Source organism: Streptomyces sp. NPDC045955, assembly GCF_056430805.1.
In genome coordinates this window covers 132444-150185 of sequence record NZ_JBWKKY010000007.1, presented here as the reverse complement: position 1 = coordinate 150185, position 17742 = coordinate 132444, and the positions used below count along the sequence as shown (strand labels likewise).

The 17742-nt window shown below is 70.7% G+C and carries 15 protein-coding genes; 9 read left to right on the top strand and 6 right to left on the bottom strand.

Translation table 11 applies throughout. The features are described from left to right. Positions 1-9 precede the first annotated feature (9 nt). Entirely contained in the window at positions 10-2580 is a 2571-nt protein-coding gene (locus AC07F0_RS16550) for a M14 family zinc carboxypeptidase (RefSeq protein WP_478979464.1), read from the top strand. Continuing rightward, entirely contained in the window at positions 2577-3722 is a 1146-nt protein-coding gene (locus tag AC07F0_RS16545) for a serine hydrolase domain-containing protein (protein WP_478979461.1), read from the top strand. Before AC07F0_RS16550 ends, AC07F0_RS16545 begins: the two co-directional genes overlap by 4 nt. 114 nt (positions 3723-3836) lie before the next feature. Here the strand turns inward: AC07F0_RS16545 and AC07F0_RS16540 are convergent, their stop codons facing one another. Beyond that, positions 3837-4859: an NADP-dependent oxidoreductase gene (locus tag AC07F0_RS16540; protein WP_478979458.1), complete on the bottom strand. Its 1023-nt coding sequence runs from the start codon at positions 4857-4859 to the stop codon at positions 3837-3839. Positions 4860-4982: 123 nt separating this feature from the next. Between AC07F0_RS16540 and AC07F0_RS16535 the strand changes: the two genes are divergently transcribed. Further along, on the top strand, positions 4983-5429 hold the full coding sequence (locus AC07F0_RS16535) for a MarR family winged helix-turn-helix transcriptional regulator (protein WP_478979455.1): 447 nt from the start codon (positions 4983-4985) through the stop codon (positions 5427-5429). A gap of 16 nt (positions 5430-5445) precedes the next feature. Here the strand turns inward: AC07F0_RS16535 and pdxR are convergent, their stop codons facing one another. From pdxR to AC07F0_RS16510, 5 genes are all read right to left on the bottom strand, one after another. After that, the gene (pdxR, locus tag AC07F0_RS16530; protein WP_478979909.1) at positions 5446-6957 is read right to left on the bottom strand and encodes a MocR-like pyridoxine biosynthesis transcription factor PdxR; all 1512 of its coding nucleotides are present in this window, start codon (positions 6955-6957) and stop codon (positions 5446-5448) included. A 58-nt stretch (positions 6958-7015) separates the two neighbouring features. Further along, positions 7016-7753: a B3/B4 domain-containing protein gene (locus AC07F0_RS16525; protein WP_478979452.1), complete on the bottom strand. Its 738-nt coding sequence runs from the start codon at positions 7751-7753 to the stop codon at positions 7016-7018. 1 nt (position 7754) lies between these two features. Continuing rightward, on the bottom strand, positions 7755-8360 hold the full coding sequence (locus tag AC07F0_RS16520; protein ID WP_478979449.1) for a LysE family translocator: 606 nt from the start codon (positions 8358-8360) through the stop codon (positions 7755-7757). Between the two features lie 94 nt (positions 8361-8454). Beyond that, complete coding sequence (locus AC07F0_RS16515; protein ID WP_478979447.1) at positions 8455-9135, bottom strand: class I SAM-dependent methyltransferase; 681 nt, start codon at positions 9133-9135, stop codon at positions 8455-8457. A gap of 109 nt (positions 9136-9244) precedes the next feature. Continuing rightward, complete coding sequence (locus tag AC07F0_RS16510) at positions 9245-10072, bottom strand: SCO2400 family protein (RefSeq protein ID WP_478979444.1); 828 nt, start codon at positions 10070-10072, stop codon at positions 9245-9247. A gap of 242 nt (positions 10073-10314) precedes the next feature. On the opposite strand from AC07F0_RS16510, the gene AC07F0_RS16505 reads away from it, so the two are divergent. The 6 genes from AC07F0_RS16505 to mmsB all read left to right on the top strand — a co-directional run bounded on the left by AC07F0_RS16505 (position 10315) and on the right by mmsB (position 17703). Next, positions 10315-11478 (top strand): mandelate racemase/muconate lactonizing enzyme family protein, encoded by a 1164-nt coding sequence (locus tag AC07F0_RS16505; protein ID WP_436731215.1) that lies wholly within the window; start codon positions 10315-10317, stop codon positions 11476-11478. A 61-nt stretch (positions 11479-11539) separates the two neighbouring features. Next, the gene (locus AC07F0_RS16500) at positions 11540-12544 is read left to right on the top strand and encodes a zinc-dependent alcohol dehydrogenase (protein WP_478979441.1); all 1005 of its coding nucleotides are present in this window, start codon (positions 11540-11542) and stop codon (positions 12542-12544) included. A gap of 111 nt (positions 12545-12655) precedes the next feature. Further along, complete coding sequence (locus AC07F0_RS16495) at positions 12656-13624, top strand: hypothetical protein (protein ID WP_436731217.1); 969 nt, start codon at positions 12656-12658, stop codon at positions 13622-13624. Between the two features lie 142 nt (positions 13625-13766). Continuing rightward, entirely contained in the window at positions 13767-14879 is a 1113-nt protein-coding gene (chvE, locus tag AC07F0_RS16490; RefSeq protein ID WP_478979438.1) for a multiple monosaccharide ABC transporter substrate-binding protein, read from the top strand. A gap of 32 nt (positions 14880-14911) precedes the next feature. Then, positions 14912-16462 carry a multiple monosaccharide ABC transporter ATP-binding protein gene (mmsA, locus tag AC07F0_RS16485; protein WP_399409200.1) on the top strand — a complete coding sequence of 517 codons (1551 nt, stop codon included), beginning with the start codon at positions 14912-14914 and terminating at the stop codon, positions 16460-16462. Next, the gene (mmsB, locus tag AC07F0_RS16480) at positions 16459-17703 is read left to right on the top strand and encodes a multiple monosaccharide ABC transporter permease (protein ID WP_478979435.1); all 1245 of its coding nucleotides are present in this window, start codon (positions 16459-16461) and stop codon (positions 17701-17703) included. Before mmsA ends, mmsB begins: the two co-directional genes overlap by 4 nt. The last annotated feature ends 39 nt before the right edge of the window (positions 17704-17742 follow it).

Below are 17742 nucleotides of genomic sequence, written 5' to 3'. Positions count from 1 at the left end.
GAGGTACGCGTGCGCACCGCGAGAACCGTTCCTGCGAGACCTGTACTGATCGTCACCCTCACCCTCGCCACGGCGGGTTCACTCCTGCTCGGCCCCGACGCCGCCGGAGCGGACCCCAAGCCCGTCACCCGCGAGGGCTCCGCCGTGGACGACCGCGCGGCACAGGCTCCCGCGAGCGCGGCCCGGCGGGCCCTGGCCGCTCCCGAAGAGACCTCCACCGGCACGGCCACCCGCGGCTACCCCCGCCGCCAGGTCCTCTCCCCCGACCCGGAGAACCCCGGCGACAAGTCCCTGAAGCTGGGCCTCACCCCGTACCACGCGATCGCCCCGAAGCTGAACGCCCTGCAACGTCTCGGCGACCGGGTCAGCGTGGAGGTGACCGGCCGCTCGGCCGGCGGCCACCGTCTCTACCTCGTCACCGTCACCGCCCCGGAGACCGCCCGACAGGCCCGTGCCCAGGAGCGCATGCGCGAGCTGATCGAGAACGCGCCCGCGGCGGCCGCCAAGTCCCGCGAGCTCCAGCACGGTTACAAGACCCCGGTCTTCGTCAACAGCAACATCCACGGCAACGAGTGGGAGGGCACGGACGCCTCCCTGAAGATCGTCGAGCAGCTCGCGACGGCGAAGGACGCCAGGACCCGTGACCTCCTGGCGCACAGCCGCCTGTACTTCAACATCACGGCCAACCCGGACGGCCGTATCGCCGGCACTCGCGCCAACGCGGGCGGCTTCGACCTGAACCGCGACTTCGTCACCGCCTCCCAGCCCGAGACCCGCGCGATGCGGCAGATCGCCCTCGACAAGCAGCCGGCCGTCCTGCTCGACCTGCACGGCTACGTCAACGGCACCCTCATCGAGCCCACCACGCCCCCGCACGGCGAGAACTACGAGTACGACCTCTTCCTGAAGAACAGTTACGCCAACGCTCTCGGCATGGAGTCCGCCGTCAACGCCCTCGGCTACACGCCCGCGAAGGACGGCGTCGAACCGGCCCAGATCCCGTTCCGCGACCAGGAGGAGGGCTGGGACGACTGGCCGCCGATCTTCACCCCGCAGTACGCGGCCTTCCACGGCACGGTCGCCGCGCACACGGTGGAGATCCCGCTGGCGGTGAACAACGAGGAGTACGACGAACTGCCCGTCCCGGAGCTGCGCCGCCGCTCGGCGGTCAACACGGCCGTGGCGGGCGCGGCGATCCGCGCGACCCTGAACCACGTCCGGGAGCACCGCGCCTCGCTCGTCGCCGACCAGATCGAGGTCTTCCGCCGCGGCGCGGCCGGCGCCCCGCAGGTGCCGGTGTCACCGCAGACGGTCCCCGGCGTCCCCGGCATCGGCCCGGAGGACGTCTACACGACCACGTTCCCGCGCGCCTACGTCATCCCGCCCGGCGACTCCCGCACCCAGCGCTCGGCCCCGGCGGCGGCCCGCCTCGTCGACCACCTCGTCGCCAACGACGTCCGCGTCACCCGCGCCACCCGCCCCTTCCGGCTCGCCGGACGGACGTATCCCACGGGGTCGTACGTCGTCGATCTGCACCAGCCCAAGCGCGGCATGGCGAACGCGCTGCTGGCCGACGGGCGGGACATCAGCGGCAAGGTGTCGGTGATGTACGACATCTCGGGCTGGAGCCTGGGCCGCCTGTGGGGCGCCACGGTCGAGCGGGTGCCGTCGGGCAGCCTGCGGGGCGCCCCCCTGCGCCCGGTCACCGCGGCCGCACCGGTCGCCCGGGTGCCCTCGCACGGCAACCTCCGCCTGCGCCTGACCGACCCGCGCGAGGTCGCGGCCCTCAACTCCCTCCTCCGGCAAGGGGTTCCGGTACGCCGTGGCCCGGACGGCAGCGCGATCGTCCCGGCGTCGGCCCGCCGCGCGGCGGTCGCGGCCGCCCGTACGCACGACGTCTCCTTCGCGGCCACACGGCTCACCGGCGGCACGCCCCTGCACCGCCTCAGGGTCGCCGCCGCCGTCACGTCGGGTGAGCTGTTCGCCCTGCGGGAGATGGACTTCGACGTCACGCCGGTCTCGACGGCCGTCCTGAACGCGGGCTTCGACTGGTCAGGCACGGATGTGCTGTTCGTCTCCGCCGGCCTGGACCACTCCGCCCTGACCGCCCCCGCCCGCAGGGCCCTCGACGCCTTCCTCGACGACCACGGCCTGGTCGGCCGGGGCGCGACGGGAGCGGCCCTGAACGCGGCGGCGGACCGGCTGGCCGTGAAGCCGGTCGAGGGCAACACGGACGCGAACGGCGTCGTACGGACGCGGAACACGGGCCGCGTCACGCACGGCGCACCGGCGCACGCCTTCGTCTACGCCCCGCTGTGGTTCACCGACCTCGGCCCCGGCGTACGGGTGGAGCAGTCGTACGCGACCGGGAATCCGCTCGTCTCCGGGCACTGGCGCCCGCTGCGGGACGGCGCCGGCGGTCCCGCGGCGGCAGCGGGACAGGCGTCGGTGGTCAGCGGCGGCCGGACGGTCCTGTTCGGCACCGAACCCCTCTTCCGCGACCACCCCAAGGGAGAATTCCCGCAGGTGGCGAGGGCATTGTTCACAGCACACAGCGGTTCAGTTGAGGAGAGCGGATGACGCAGGAGATCCACGGCACGGTGGCCGACGGCTTCGAGGGGGTGCGCGAGGAGTTCGCCGCGTTCGTGGCCGGGGAGCGCCCCGACTACGAAGGCCAGCTGTGCGCCTACGTCCACGGACGCAGAGTCGTCGACCTGTGGGCGGGGACCGACGCGGACGCCCTCTACGGTGTGTTCTCGTCCACCAAGGGCGCCGCCTACCTGGTCGTCGCGCTCCTCGTCCAGGACGGCACGCTCGAACTGGACCGCAAAGTGACGTACTACTGGCCGGAGTTCTCGGCGGAGGGCAAGGGCGCCCTGACCCTGCGCGATCTGCTCGCGCACCGGGCGGGTGTGGTCGGCACGGACACCGGCTTCACCCTCGCGGAGCTGGCCGACGACCGCCAGCTCGCCGAACGCCTCGCCGACCAGCGGCCGTTCTGGCGCCCCGGCACGGCGTTCGGCTATCACGCGATGGTCAGCGGCGCCCTGGCCGGCGAGGTCGTGCGGCGCGCCACGGGCCGCACGCTCCAGGAGGTCTACCAGGAGCGGATCCGCACCCCGTACGCCCTGGACTTCCACCTGGGCCTGCCCGCGCCCCACGAGCCGCGCTTCCGCACCACCCAGCCGATGGCCCCGACCCCGGAGCAGCAGGCCCTCCTCGACACCATGCCCACGGGTCCGCACACGCTCGCCTCGATCGCCTTCAACCGCAACGCCGCGGAACCGACCGACCTCGCCTCGGTCCCCAACATGCCGCTGGTGCGCGCCAAGGGCCCGGCCTCGGTGGGCGGGGTGGCGTCCGCGCGGGGCCTGGCCGGGATGTACGCGGCGGCGATCAGTGAGGTGGGCGAGCAGGCGCCGCTGCTGAAGCCGGACACGGTGGCGGAGTTCGGCCAGATCCACTCGGTCGGCTACGACCTGGTGTCACGTGCCCACAGGTCGTTCGGCCTCGGCTTCCAGAGCACGGCCGACGTGGCGCACCCGTTCCTCGGCGCCGGGACGATCGGGCACAGCGGCGCGGGCGGCTCACAGGCCTTCGCGGACCCGTGGAGCGGCCTGGCGTACGGCTACACGCGCCGCCGCTTCGCCTTCCCGGGCGGCGCGGCCCCGGAGAACGACCGCCTGGCGAAGGCGATCCACCAGGCGGCGCTCGCCCTCTGAGCCCCGGGCACGGACGGAGGCCGCACCCCACGTCCAAGGGTGCGGCCTCCGCGTACGCAACGACGGCGGCCGGACCAGCGTCACTTACCGCATACCGGAAACCACCGGAAGGTGTCAGAGCTTGACGATCATCTTCCCGGTGTTGTCACCGCGCAGCACGCCCAGGAACGCCTCGAGGTTGTTCTCGATGCCCTCGACGACGGTCTCCCGGTACTTCAGCTCACCGGAGGCGACCCAGGGGGCGACCTCGCGCACGAACTCCGGCTGAAGGTCGTAGTGGTCGCCGACCAGGAAGCCCTCGATACGGCCGCGGGTCTGGATCAGACGGGCGAGGTTCCTCGGGCCGGGGGCGGGCTCGGTGTTGTTGTACACGGAGATCATCCCGCAGACGGCGATCCGCCCGCCCTCGTTGAGGGAGCCGATGGCGGCCTCCAGGTGATCACCACCGACGTTGTCGAAGTACACGTCGATCCCGTCGGGAGCCGCAGCACGCAGCTGCTTGCCCACGGGGCCGTCCTTGTAGTTGAAGGCGGCGTCGAAGCCGTACTCGTCGACGAGCAGCTTCACCTTCTCCGCCGACCCGGCGGACCCGATGACCCGTGAGGCGCCCTTCAGCTTGGCGAGCTGCCCGACCTGGCCGCCCACGGCGCCGGCGGCACCGGACACGAAGACGGTGTCGCCCTCCTTGAAGGCGGCGGTGCGCAACAGCCCCGCGTAGGCGGTGAGGCCGGTCATGCCCAGCACGCCGAGGTAGGTTGACAGCGGCGCGGCGTCCGGGTCCACCTTGACGGCGTTCTTCGCGGCCACGGCGGCGTACTCACGCCAGCCGAGGAAGTGCAGTACGTGGTCGCCCACGGCCAGGCCCTCGGCGTTGGAGGCCACGACCTCGCCGACGGCACCGCCCTGCATGACCTTGCCGAGCTCGAACGGGGCGACGTAGGACTTCGCGTCGCTCATACGTCCGCGCATGTACGGGTCCACGGAGAGGTACTTGTTCCGCACGAGAACCTGCCCCTCACCCGGCTGCGGAACCTCCGCCTCGACGAAGGCGAAGTCCTCGGGCTTCGGCCAGCCGACGGGGCGGCTGACCAGGTGCCACTCGCGGCTGACGGTGGGGAGGGCGGAGGTGTCGGACATGATGCGCCTTTCCACTGACTCGGTTGGCTCGGTTGGGTTGGCCCGATGAAAATGCTTCAGTACCTGAAACAACCATGCTCCTGAAAATTTCAGGTTGTCAAATAACCGGGTACCCTCGATTCCATGGCCTCCACCACATCCGCCTCCCAGAACAGCCACCGCCCCGATCCGCTGACCCTTGAGGTCGTCGAGCTCATCGGAGAGGTCGTGGCCCGGTTCCATGAGGACTACGAGGCGGCGGCGGCGGGACACGCGCTGACCGGGGCGCAGGCGCGGTTGCTGAGCCTGCTGTGCCTCGAACCCCTGCCGATGCGGAGGCTCGCCCAGCGGTTGAAGTGCGAGCCGTCGAACGTCACGGGGATCGTGGACCGGCTGGAGGCGCGGGGGCTGGTGGAGCGGCAGCCGGATCCCACCGACCGGAGGGTGAAGGTGGCGGCGGCGACGCGGGAGGGGCGGCGGGTGGCCCGGAGTCTGCGGGAGTCGCTGCGATTCGCCCGGGAGCCGTTGGCCGGGCTCTCCGAGGGGGAGAGAGTGGCGCTGCGGGACGCGTTGCGGGGGATGCTGGGGTGAGGTCGGGGTGCCGGCGTCAGGCCAGCTCGCGCAGCGCCTCGCCGAGCGCCGCCACTCCTTCGGCAATGGCCCCCGGCGGCGTGGCCGCGTAGCCGAGGACGAGGCCGGGACGGCCCGGCATCTGCCGGTGCCATGACAGCGGCTGGCACTTCACGCCCCGGGTGAGCGCGGCGGCGGCGAGCTCCGTGTCGGGCACCTCCGGCGCATACGTGACGGTGAGGTGCAGGCCGGCCGCCGCGCCGTGCACGACCGCGCCCGGCAGGTGCTCCGCGATGGCGTCGATCATGGCGTCGCGGCGGCGCCGGTGACGGCCGCGCAGCAGGTGCAGATGCCGCTCCAGGTCGCCGGACTCCATCAGCCGGGCGAGCACCAGCTGCGGCAGCACGGCATTGCCCAGGTCGGTGAAGCGTTTCGCGTCGGTCAGCGCGTCGAGGTGGCGGGGCGGCGGTATCACCCAGCCGATCCGCAGCGCGGGCGCGAGCAGCTTGGACACGCTGCCCATGTAGCACACCCGGTCGGCCAGCAGCGCGCGCAGCGCGGCCACCGGCGGCCGGTCGTAGCGGTGCTCCGCGTCGTAGTCGTCCTCCATGATCAACCCGCCGTCCTTCGCCCAGAGCATCAGCTCGCGACGGCGCTCGCCACTCGTCACCACGCCGGTGGGGAACTGGTGAGCGGGCGTGAGCAGCACCGCGGGGGCCCCGGTGGCGCGCAGTGCGTCGACGCGCACGCCACCGTCGTCGACCGGTACCGGTGGGGTGGCCAGGACCCCGTTCCGCAAGTGCTGACGGGTGCCGAGCGAGCCGGGGTCCTCGACCGCGACACTGTCGATGCCGTCCGCCCGCAGCACGGGGTGCAGCAGCGTGAGGGCCTGCGCGGTGCCGGCGACGACCAGCACCTCGTCGGGCTCCACCCGGATGCCGCGGCTGGTCGCCAGCCAGGTCGCGACGGCGCGGCGCAGTCGTGGGGCTCCGCGGGGATCGCCGTAGCCGAGGTTCTCGGCGGACAGCTCGGCGAGCACGGCCCGTTCCGCGCGCAGCCAGGCCGCGCGGGGGAACGCGGTGAGGTCGGGCTGGCCGGGGGTGAAGTCGATGCGCGCGCGGGCAGCGCGCAGCGCGTCGAAGACGTCGGCATCGGGTTCACCGGCGAACAGCGCGGCCGGCACCGCACGGTCGGCGGTGACGGGCGCCTGGTCCCGGCACTGCCAGGTCCCGCGGGGCGCCGACGGCTGCACGGGAGGTGCCGCGACCACCACCGTCCCACCGCGCCGACGCCCCTCGACGTGGCCGTCCTCGGCCAGCCGCCGGTACGCCTCGGTGACCACCCCGCGCGACACGCGCAGTTCGGCGGCCAGCACCCGGGTCGGCGGCAGCCTGCTGCCCACCGCCAGCCGGCCGTCGGCTATCGCCTGCCGCAGCCGCCGGGCCAGCCAGTCCGCCTTGCCGCCGACGGGTGCGTCACCGGCGTCGAGCTGCAGGAAATCGGAGCCGTAGGCCGGGGGTCCGCGGTGCGCCGACGCGGCTGCCGTCATGGGCACGCCGGCCGTCCCGTCCGCTCCCCGTCCCTGCTGGTCCACCGGGCCGATGGTGTCATACGCCACCACGGCTTCCGCGCTCACCAAGGCCCGGATCGCCAAAGACGAACTCCGGTGCGGACGGGGTGAGAACGGTCGCCGCGGGGTCGGTCGGCCAGTGCGCGGCCAGTTCCCCGGCCACCGTCTTCAACAGCTCCGGCACGACGTCGGCTCCGCCGTCGTGCATGGCCTCCGCCACCACCAGGATCCGGCTGGTCTGCTCACCGACGGCGGAGTGGCCGCTCTGCCGGTTGGTCCAGCGGCGGGCGTGCGCCCGGTCGGCGCTGTCGGTGAAAATCACCTCGCCGGGCCGGGGGTGCTCGGTGCCGCCACCGAAGGTCGTGTACTGCTCGTCACCGCGGGCGTGGCGCACCTCCAGCAGAGGGCCGGCGATGCGGTCCGCGTCGAGGACCGCCACCGGCACCGCGTAGGCGACCGAGATCGCGTTGCACAAGTCGACCACCGGATGGATGCGCGGCAGTTCTCCCTCCTTCCTCAGCCGCCGCAGCAGCGACTCCGAGGCGCAGCGGTACTGCGTCGGCTTGAGCCCCATCCGGGAGAACGCCCGCCGCCAGGCCAGCACTTCGGGGAACTCGCTCTCGCCGGAACCGGCCAGCCGCGCCGCGGCACGGGCCGTGTGTGCGGCGACGCGCGCGCCGACATCGGCGGCGGCATCGACGCCGGTGGCCCACAGCGCACCGGCGGCGAGTCCGGGGTGGCCGGACCAGATCGCGTCCGCGTGCCGGAAGCGCATCTCACCCCACCGCCAGCCACGCGCTCAGGCCCACGAAGCAGGCGGCGAAGCCCCGGCGGATGCCGGTCATCACCCTCGGCCTGGCCAGCACGCGGTGTCGTACGGCGGCGGCGCACATCCCGTACGCGGCGAAGACGACGAAAGTAAGCGCCATGAAGACGGCACTGAGCCGGAGCATCGCTGCGAGGGAGCCGGGCTCGTCGGCGGGCACGAACTGCGGCAGGAACGCGACGAAGAACATCGTGAGCTTCGGGTTGAGAAGGTTGATCAGAACCCCGGAAGCGATCACGCGGGCCGCCGGCCGGGGCTCGGCCTCCCCCGCGACGGACAGCGCCTCCTTGTCACGAAGCGTCGCCCACGCCATGTACAGGAGGTAGGCGACACCGAGGTACTTCACCACCTCGTAGGCGACGACGCTGGTGTGCAGCAGCGCGGCGAGGCCGGTGATCGTCGCCACCAGGTGCGGCACGATGCCGAGGGTGCAGCCGAGTGCGGCGACCACGCTCGCCCGGCGTCCGTGGGACAACCCGGCGGCCAGGGTGTACACCACTCCGGTGCCGGGGGTGACCACCACGACCAAGGTGGTCAGCAGGAACGCGATGCTCAAGGAGACCTCCACGACGTTCAAGGTCCTCCCACCCTGCCCCGGCCATGGTCCGGCGGACAGAGCCAAAGCAGGCCGAGTCAACGGGTCCATAAGCTCAGCGCAGCCGGCGCACCCGCAGCACCAGGTCGTGGGTGTGGTGGACGCCGGCGCCGCCGTCGGGTGCCACGCGTGGCCGTTGTTCGTCCACCTCCACCTCCCAGTCGTCGTCGAGTGCGTCGACGACCGTCGAGGGCCAGACGTAGTCGGCCGGATCGAAGCCGCTGTCGTGCGCCTGCTGCGTGTCCATCCCCGCGTGGTGTACGACGAGCAGCACGCCACCGGGCGCGACGGCGGCGAGCAGTGCTCGCTCCGCCGCGGCGTCGGGGGTGCGCAGCAAGGCCGGGTACTGGGCGGAAACCAGGTCGAAGGAGGCCGGCGGGAGCGCCGTCGCGGTGAGTTCGGCGTGTACCCAGTGCACGGCGAGGCCGGCGTCCCGTGCGTGCCCGGCCGCCCGCTCCAGCGCCACGCCGGAGACCTCGAGCGCGGTCACGTCCCAGCCGCGGCGCGCGAGCCAGACGGCGTCCGCGCCCTCGCCGCAGCCGACGTCGAGGACCCGCCCGGGTGTGAGCCCGGCGGCCTCCGCCACGAGCGCACCGTTGGGCCGGCCGCTCCACACCTGTTGCCGGCCGGCGTACCGGTTGTCCCACTCGGCCCGCACCGCGGGGTCTCCGGCGTATCCACCGGCAGGCGAAGGGAGTGCGGACGCGGGCGATGCTGCTGCGATGTCGTCGGTCACGGGCCCACCGTCACCCACCGGGTCACGGGTCCGCCACTCCTGTTGCCGGTCCGGCAAACCTTCGGGGCGATGGATCAAGGACTGGTGGCACGGGGCCCCCGCCCCGGCGCTATGCGCACCACCACAGGATGCGGTTGCAGGTCTGCGAGGGGGACGGTTCCGGGTTCGGGGGTGCGGTCGTCGGGGCCGCGGTCCGGGTGGGGGCCGGGGCCGGCCGGGCGGCCGGCGGGGCCGACGTCGGGCGGGCGGGGGGCGGGTCCGCCGAGGCCGGGTCGGAGTCCTTCGGCTCCTCGTCGTCCTTCGCGTCCTCGGACTTGCCGGCCTTCGGTGACCTGGAAGCCGACGGTGAGTCGGACACGCTGGGCGACGGGGACCCTGATGCCCCCTCAGCCCGGGCACCCTCGCCCTGGCCGCCCGTCTCCCCCGCCTCCACCGACGCGTCGCCGTCCGCCGACTCGCCCCCGGCCGCCGCCGGCTTCGGCGTCGACTTGGGCGCGTCCGTGCCGAGCTCCGCGAGGCTCAGACCGCCCGCCGCCAGCACGAACCCCGCCGCGACGAACAGCGTCCGGCGCCGCCGACGGCGATGCGCCGCGGCCTTCCGGTCCCGTCGGCTCGTCCCACCACCGGGCCCGTCACCGACCGGCCCGTGCTCGCCCTCACGCCCACGCCCGCGCCCACGTCGACGGGCGGCACGCCCCAACGACTCGCCGTCGTCGACGTGTTCACCGTCGGAGGCATCCGGCTCATCCCGCTCGTCCCGCTCGTCGGGCTGACCGGATTCATCCGAGCCGTCGTACACGCCCTCCCCGCCCTCGGGAACGGCGTCATACCCGCCGTACTCCGGCTCAGGCCAGCGCAGCGCATCGGCTGAGGTGCCGCAGCCCGGGCAGGCCAGCGCGCCGTTGAGGTGCCGTCGGCACGGGTCGCAGTAGTCCATGACGCGGGAAGATTAAGTTCCGCGCCGGTAACGTTCCTAGATCCAGCTGTGAAGGTTCTGTAGGGACACGCCGCCCTCATGGTTTCGAAACTGTCGAAACCGTTATGCGCGCGACCCATTGACACTCCCGCCGCCGCATCCTTACTGTCACGCCAGCATTTCGAACGTGTGCCGAAATCTCGAACACGTCGAACTGAGCGACAGACAGAACAGAGCCGACGAAGCTGCGAGGGAAAACCGCCGTGCGCATCACCGGAATCAGCACACACGTGGTCGGGACGCCGTGGCGCAACCTGACGTACGTCCAGGTGCACACCGACGAGGGGCTCACCGGAGTCGGCGAGACCCGGATGCTGGGACACACCGACGCCCTGCTCGGCTATCTGAGGGAGGCTGAGACCAACCACATTCTCGGTTCCGACCCCTTTGCTGTCGAGGACCTCGTCAAGCGCATGAAGTACGGCGACTACGGCCGCGCCGGCGAGATCGTGATGTCCGGTATCGCCGTGATCGAGATGGCCTGCTGGGACATCAAGGGCAAGGCCCTCGGCGTCCCCGTCTGGCAGCTGCTGGGCGGCAAGGTCACCGACAAGGTCAAGGCGTACGCCAACGGCTGGTACACCACGGAGCGCACCCCGGAGGCGTACCACAAGGCCGCTCAGGGCGTCATGGAGCGCGGCTACCGGGCACTCAAGATCGACCCCTTCGGCACCGGCCACTTCGAGCTGGACCACAAGGAGACCCTGTACGCCGTCTCCCTGATCGAGGCCGTCCGGGACGCCATCGGCCCCGAGGCCGAGCTGATGCTGGAGATGCACGGCCGCTTCTCCCCCGCCACGGCCGTCCGCCTGGCCAAGGAGCTCGCGCCGTTCAAGCCGGCGTGGCTGGAGGAGCCGGTCCCGCCGGAGAACCTCAAGGCCCTGGAGAAGGTCGCCGCCAAGGTCGACATGCCGGTCGCCACCGGCGAGCGCATCCACGACCGGATCGAGTTCCGCGAGCTGTTCGAGAGCCAGGCCGTGGACATCATCCAGCCGGACGTCGGCCATATCGGTGGAATCTGGGAGACCAGGAAACTCGCGGCGACGGCGGAGACCCACTACATGCTGGTGGCTCCCCACAACGTGGGCGGCTCGGTCCTGACCGCCGCTTCCCTCCAGGTCGGCTTCACCTCCCCGAACTTCAAGATCCTTGAGCACTTCAACGACTTCGCGGACGCGGAGATCAAGAAGGTCGTGAAGGGAGCACCGCAGGTGAACCCGGAGGACGGCTGCTTCCACCTGTCCGACGCCCCGGGTCTCGGCGTGGAGCTGGACGTCGACGCCGCCGCCGAGTTCCCGCAGCAGCAGGCCCGCTTCGACCTCTGGGCGGACGGCTGGGAGCAGCGCAAGCCCAAGAGCACCCAGTGACCGTCCCGGCCCCGGAAACCCGGAACCGGCGACCGAAACCTTCGAAAACCTGAGGAGTGACGTGAGCACCGCGGTAGTGATCGACGCCCCGGGCGAGCACCGCCTCGTCCCGCACGAGCCCCGGCGGCCCGAGGCCGGCGAGGCACTGGTGCGCGTCCACGCCTCCGGGATCTGCGGCAGCGACCGCGAGGTCTACCAGGGCAACCGCCCCGAGGGCTATGTCCGCTACCCGCTCACCCCGGGCCACGAGTGGTCCGGGACGGTCGAGGCGGTGGGCGCCGGTGTCCCCGAGTCCCTCGTCGGCCGCAAGGTCGTCGGTGAGGGCTTCCGCAACTGCCAGGTCTGCGACCGCTGCCACGCGGGCGACACGACCCTGTGCACGGCCGGGTACGAGGAGACCGGGTTCACGCAGCCGGGCGCGATGGCGGCCACGCTGACGCTCCCCGCCCGTCTCCTGCACGCCCTCCCGGACGACTGCGACCTCACGGCCGCGGCCCTCCTGGAACCGGCCGCCTGCATCGCGGCGGCCGCGCTGAAGGGGAACGCGCAGCCCGGCGAGCGCGTGGCGGTGGTCGGCACCGGCACGCTCGGCATGTTCGCCGTGCAGTTCCTGAAGGCGAACTCGCCGGCCGAGCTGCTGGTGGTCGGCACCCGCCGGGACCGTGAGGCGCTGTCGCGGCAGTACGGCGCGACGGACTTCCGCACGAAGGACCAGGATCTCCCGGACGACTTCGACGTGGTGATCGAGACGGCCGGGTCCGCGGACGCCGCCCGGATCTCCGCCGCCCTGCTCCGGCGCGGCGGCCGGCTGGTCCTGACCGGAATCCCGGCGCCGGGCGCCGACGGCCTCGACCCGACCGACCTCGTCGTACGGCAGCTGGAGGTGCACACCGTCTTCGGTGCTCCGCCGGACGCCTGGGCGCACACGGTGCGAGTGTTCGCCGCCGGGCTGCTCGACCCGCTGCCGCTGGTGACGCACGAGCTGCCGCTCGCCGAGTTCTCGCAGGCCATCGAGCTGGTGGGAGCCGGCGATCCGAAGGTGGGCAAGGTGTTGCTCCGCCCCTAGACGTACGCCGGTACGGGGGCAACCTGACGGCTCCCGTACCGGCGTACACCCAGCCTTGTCATACCCAGAGCCGCGAACCTCGTCCGAAATACCGAACCGAAGGACATTCCTGTGACCGACGCTTCCGCCACGGCAGCCCGTAGGCCCGGTGAGCAGGCGCTCACCACGCTGGGCCTGAGCGCGCCAGCCCTCGACCCCGCCGACGCCTCGCCGCACTCCTTCCCCGGCGGTGGCCGCTGGCGCACCGAGATCCCCTCGTGCGAGGGTCCCGAGGCGCTGGCGGTGGTCCTGAAGGAGGCCTCGCGGCTGGATGTGCCGATCCACCGGATCAGCCAGGGCAGCGGCGTGTGGATGCTGACCGATTCCGAGATCACCGAGATGGTCGAGTCGACGGCCGAACGCGACATCGAGCTCTGTCTGTTCACCGGCCCGCGCGGCACGTGGGACATCGGCGGGTCCACGCGCACCGACTCGCGGGGGGGCGGACTGCGCGCCCGCGGCCACGACGCCGTCGCCGGTTGCGTCGAAGACGCCGTGCGGGCCACGGAGTTGGGCGTCAAGTGCCTGCTGGTCGCCGACGAGGGCGTGCTGTGGACACTGCACCGGGCGAGAGCCGCCGGCATCATCCCGGCCGACACGACCCTCAAGGTGAGCGCGCTCATCGGGCCGGTCAACCCGGCGGCGTACGCGGTGTACGAGCGGCTCGGTGCCGACTCGGTCAACGTGCCGAGCGACCTGACGCTCGATCACCTCACCGAGATCCGCCGGGTGTCGGGCGCTCCGATGGACATGTACATCGAGGCCCCCGACGACCTCGGCGGCTACGTCCGGATGTACGAGGTCGCCGAACTCATCCGGCGCGGCGCACCGCTCTACCTGAAGTTCGGCCTCTCCAAGGCGCCCGGGATCTACCCCTACGGGCACCACATGCGGGAGCTGACCCTGGCCACGGCCAAGGAACGCGTGCGGCGCGGCCGGCTCGCCCTGGACCTTCTGGCCCGCCACGGAGCCGACGGCGACATGGCCCCGCTCGGGTCACGGCTGCCGGGCGATCTGCAACGGTTCGAAATCTCGTCATAACGTTCCGGATACTCGTCTTCACAAAAGAAGACACAGCCGACCACAATCCGACACATCTCTTCTCGGTCTTTCCGGCCCGACCCCCCGGAGCGACTTCGCACCCCAGACCGAGCCCTGCACCCACACATCAAGGATGATGATCATGCGTAACCGCAGAGCCGCTCTCGCCGCCATAGCCGGAGCCGCGTCCCTCGCCCTGACCCTGTCCGCCTGCGGGCAGAACAGCGAGGGCGGCAGCGAGGAGAGCGGGCGCAGCGCCAAGGGCGGCACCATCGGCATCGCGATGCCGACCAAGTCCTCCGAGCGCTGGATCGCCGACGGCAACAACGTCAAGAAGGACCTGGAGTCCAAGGGCTACAAGACCCAGCTGGTCTACGGCGAGGACGACCCGGACCAGCAGGTCTCGCAGGTCGAGAACCTGATCACCCAGGGTGTGAAGGCGCTGATCGTCGCGGCCATCGACAACAAGTCGATGAACAACGTGCTCCAGCAGGCCAAGGACGCGAACATCCCGGTCATCTCCTACGACCGCCTGATCCTCGGCACGAAGAACGTCGACTACTACGCGTCCTTCGACAACGAGAAGGTCGGCGAGCTCCAGGGCACCTACATCGTCGAGAAGCTCGGCCTGAAGGACGGCTCCAAGAAGGGCCCGTTCAACATCGAGCTGTTCGCCGGCTCCAACGACGACAACAACACCCGCTACTTCTTCCAGGGCGCGATGAACGTCCTGCAGCCCTACATCGACAAGAAGCAGCTCGTCGTCCGCTCCGGCCAGACCAAGCTCAACCAGGTCACCACCCTGCGCTGGGACGGCGGCACCGCCCAGAAGCGCATGGACGACATCCTGACCTCGGCCTACAAGCGCGAGCGGGTCGACGCGGTCCTCTCCCCCTACGACGGCATCTCCATCGGCATCCTCTCGGCGCTGAAGTCGGACGACTACGGCTCCAAGAGCAAGCCGCTGCCGGTCGTCACCGGCCAGGACGCCGAGCTCGCCTCGGTGAAGTCGATCATCGCCGACCAGCAGTCGATGACCGTCTACAAGGACACCCGCCAGCTCGCCAAGGTCGCCTCGAACATGGTCGACGCGCTGCTGAACGACAAGAAGCCCGAGGTCAACGACACCAAGACCTACGACAACGGTGCGAAGGTCGTCCCGGCCTACCTGCTGGAGCCGGTCGCCGTCGACAAGACCAACTACCAGAAGGAAGTCGTGGACTCCGGCTACATCAAGGCAAGCGACCTCAAGTAACCGCCGGCTCACTCTGATTGGAAGGCACGACCATGGCGGGACCCGTCCTGGAAATGCGCTCGATCGTCAAGACCTTTCCCGGCGTCAAGGCGCTGTCGGACGTCACGCTGACCGTCCGGCAGGGCGAGGTCCACGCCATCTGCGGGGAGAACGGCGCCGGCAAGTCGACCCTGATGAAGGTCCTCTCCGGCGTCCACCCGCACGGCACCTACGAGGGGGACATCCTCTTCGAGGGCGAAGTCTGTGAGTTCAAGGACATCCGGGCGAGCGAGCAGCGCGGCATCGTCATCATCCACCAGGAACTGGCGCTGTCGCCGTACCTCTCCCTCGCGGAGAACATCTTCCTCGGCAACGAGCACGCCAAGGGCGGGTTCATCGACTGGAGGGAGACGCTGCGGCACGCCACCGAGCTGCTGCGGCGGGTCGGGCTCAGCGACCACCCCGACACCCGCGTCGCCGACATCGGCGTGGGCAAGCAGCAGCTCGTGGAGATCGCGAAGGCCCTGTCGAAGAAGGTGAAGCTGCTCATCCTGGATGAGCCGACCGCGGCCCTGAACGACGAGGACAGCGACAAACTCCTGGATCTCATCCTGGAGTTGAAGAAGCAGGGCATCACCTCGATCATCATCTCCCACAAGCTCAACGAGATCCGCAAGGTCGCCGACTCGGTGACGATCCTCCGCGACGGCCAGACCATCGAGACCCTCGATGTGAAGGCGCCGGAGACCACCGAGGACCGGATCATCAGCGGCATGGTGGGCCGTGACCTGGAGAACCGCTTCCCGGAGCGGTCGCCGCACGAGCCCGAGGAGGGCGTGGCGCCGGCCCTGGAGATCCGGGGCTGGACCGTGTTCCACCCGATCGACCAGCAGCGCAAGGTCGTCGACGACGTCTCCCTGACGGTGCGGCGCGGCGAGATCGTCGGCATCGCGGGCCTGATGGGCGCCGGCCGTACCGAACTCGCCATGAGCGTCTTCGGGCGGACGTACGGCCGGTACGCGGGCGGCACGGTCCTCAGGGACGGCAAGGAGATCCGTACGAAGTCCGTCCCGGAGGCGGTCAAGCACGGGATCGCGTACGTCACCGAGGACCGCAAGCACTACGGCCTCAACCTCATCGACACCATCAACCGGAACATCTCGCTGACCGCCCTGAGCAAGGTCGCCAAGCGCGGTGTGGTCGACGAGCACGAGGAGCGGCAGGTCGCCGAGGGCTTCCGCAAGTCCATGAACATCAAGGCGCCGACCGTCTTCGAGCCGGTGGGGAAGCTGTCCGGCGGCAACCAGCAGAAGGTCGTCCTCAGCAAGTGGATCTTCTCGGGTCCGGAAGTACTGATCCTGGACGAGCCGACGCGCGGGATCGACGTCGGTGCCAAGTACGAGATCTACACGGTCATCGACCAGCTGGCCGCCCAGGGCAAGGCGGTCGTCTTCATCTCCTCCGAGCTGCCCGAACTGCTCGGCATGTGCGACCGCATCTACACGATGGCCGCGGGGCGGCTGACCGGTGAGTTCTCGCGGGCCGAGGCCTCCCAGGAATCGCTGATGCGTCAGATGACGAAGGACAAAGAGGTAACCCGATGAGCACGGACGTAACCGCCAAGAGCCCGGCCCCCGCGCCGCCGGGCAAGAGCGGAGGGGCCGCGGCCGACGGCCTGCTGCAGCTGGTGATGGACGGCATGCGCCGCAACATGCGGCAGTACGGCATGCTGATCGCGCTCGGCCTGATCGTGGTGCTGTTCGCCGTGTGGACCGACGGCGACCTGCTGCTGCCGCGCAACGTCTCCAACCTGGTCCTCCAGAACAGCTACATCCTGATCCTCGCGATCGGCATGATGCTGGTCATCATCGCGGGCCACATCGACCTGTCGGTCGGCTCACTGACGGCGTTCGTGGGCTCGATGGCCGCCGTGTTCATGGTCAAACAGGACCTTCCGTGGCCGCTCGCCGTGGTGCTGTGCCTGGCGGTGGGCGCCGTCGCGGGTGCCGTCCAAGGGTTCTTCATCGCGTACGGCGGCATACCGTCGTTCATCGTGACCCTGGCGGGCATGCTGATCTTCCGCGGTCTGACCGAGATCTTCCTGGAGGGCCAGACGCTCGGCCCGTTCCCGGAGGGCCTCCAGAAGGCCGCCAACGGCTTCCTGCCCGAAGTCGGCCCGAACACCAACTACCACAACCTCACGCTGCTGCTGGGCTTCGCGATGATCGCCTTCGTGGTCTTCCAGGAGGTCCGTGACCGCAGGCGGCAGCAGGAGTTCGACCTGGACGTCCCGCCCACCAAGCTGTTCCTGCTGAAGCTGGTCGCGATCGGCGCCGCCGTGCTGACGCTGACCATGCTGCTGGCCAGCTACAAGGGCGCCCCGATCGTGCTGCTCGTCCTGGGCGTGCTGCTCGTCGGCTTCGGCTACGTGATGCGCAACGCGATCATCGGCCGCCACATCTACGCCATCGGCGGCAACCTGCCCGCGGCCAAGCTGTCGGGTGTGAAGGACAAGAAGGTCACCTTCCTGGTCTTCCTGAACATGGGCATGCTCGCGGCCCTGGCGGGTCTGGTCTTCGCCGCCCGCTTCAACGCGGCCTCTCCCAAGGCCGGCCTCAACTTCGAGCTGGAGGCGATCGCGGCCTCGTTCATCGGCGGCGCGTCGATGAGCGGCGGTGTCGGCACCGTCCTCGGCGCGATCATCGGTGGCCTGGTCCTGGGCGTGCTGAACAACGGTATGAACCTCGTCGGCATCGGCACCGACTGGCAGCAGGTCATCAAGGGCCTGGTGCTCCTGGCGGCGGTCGGGTTCGACGTGTGGAACAAGCGCAAGGTCGGTTCGTAAGTCGTACCGGGCCCCGCCGGAAGGTGGGGCCCGGTTCTG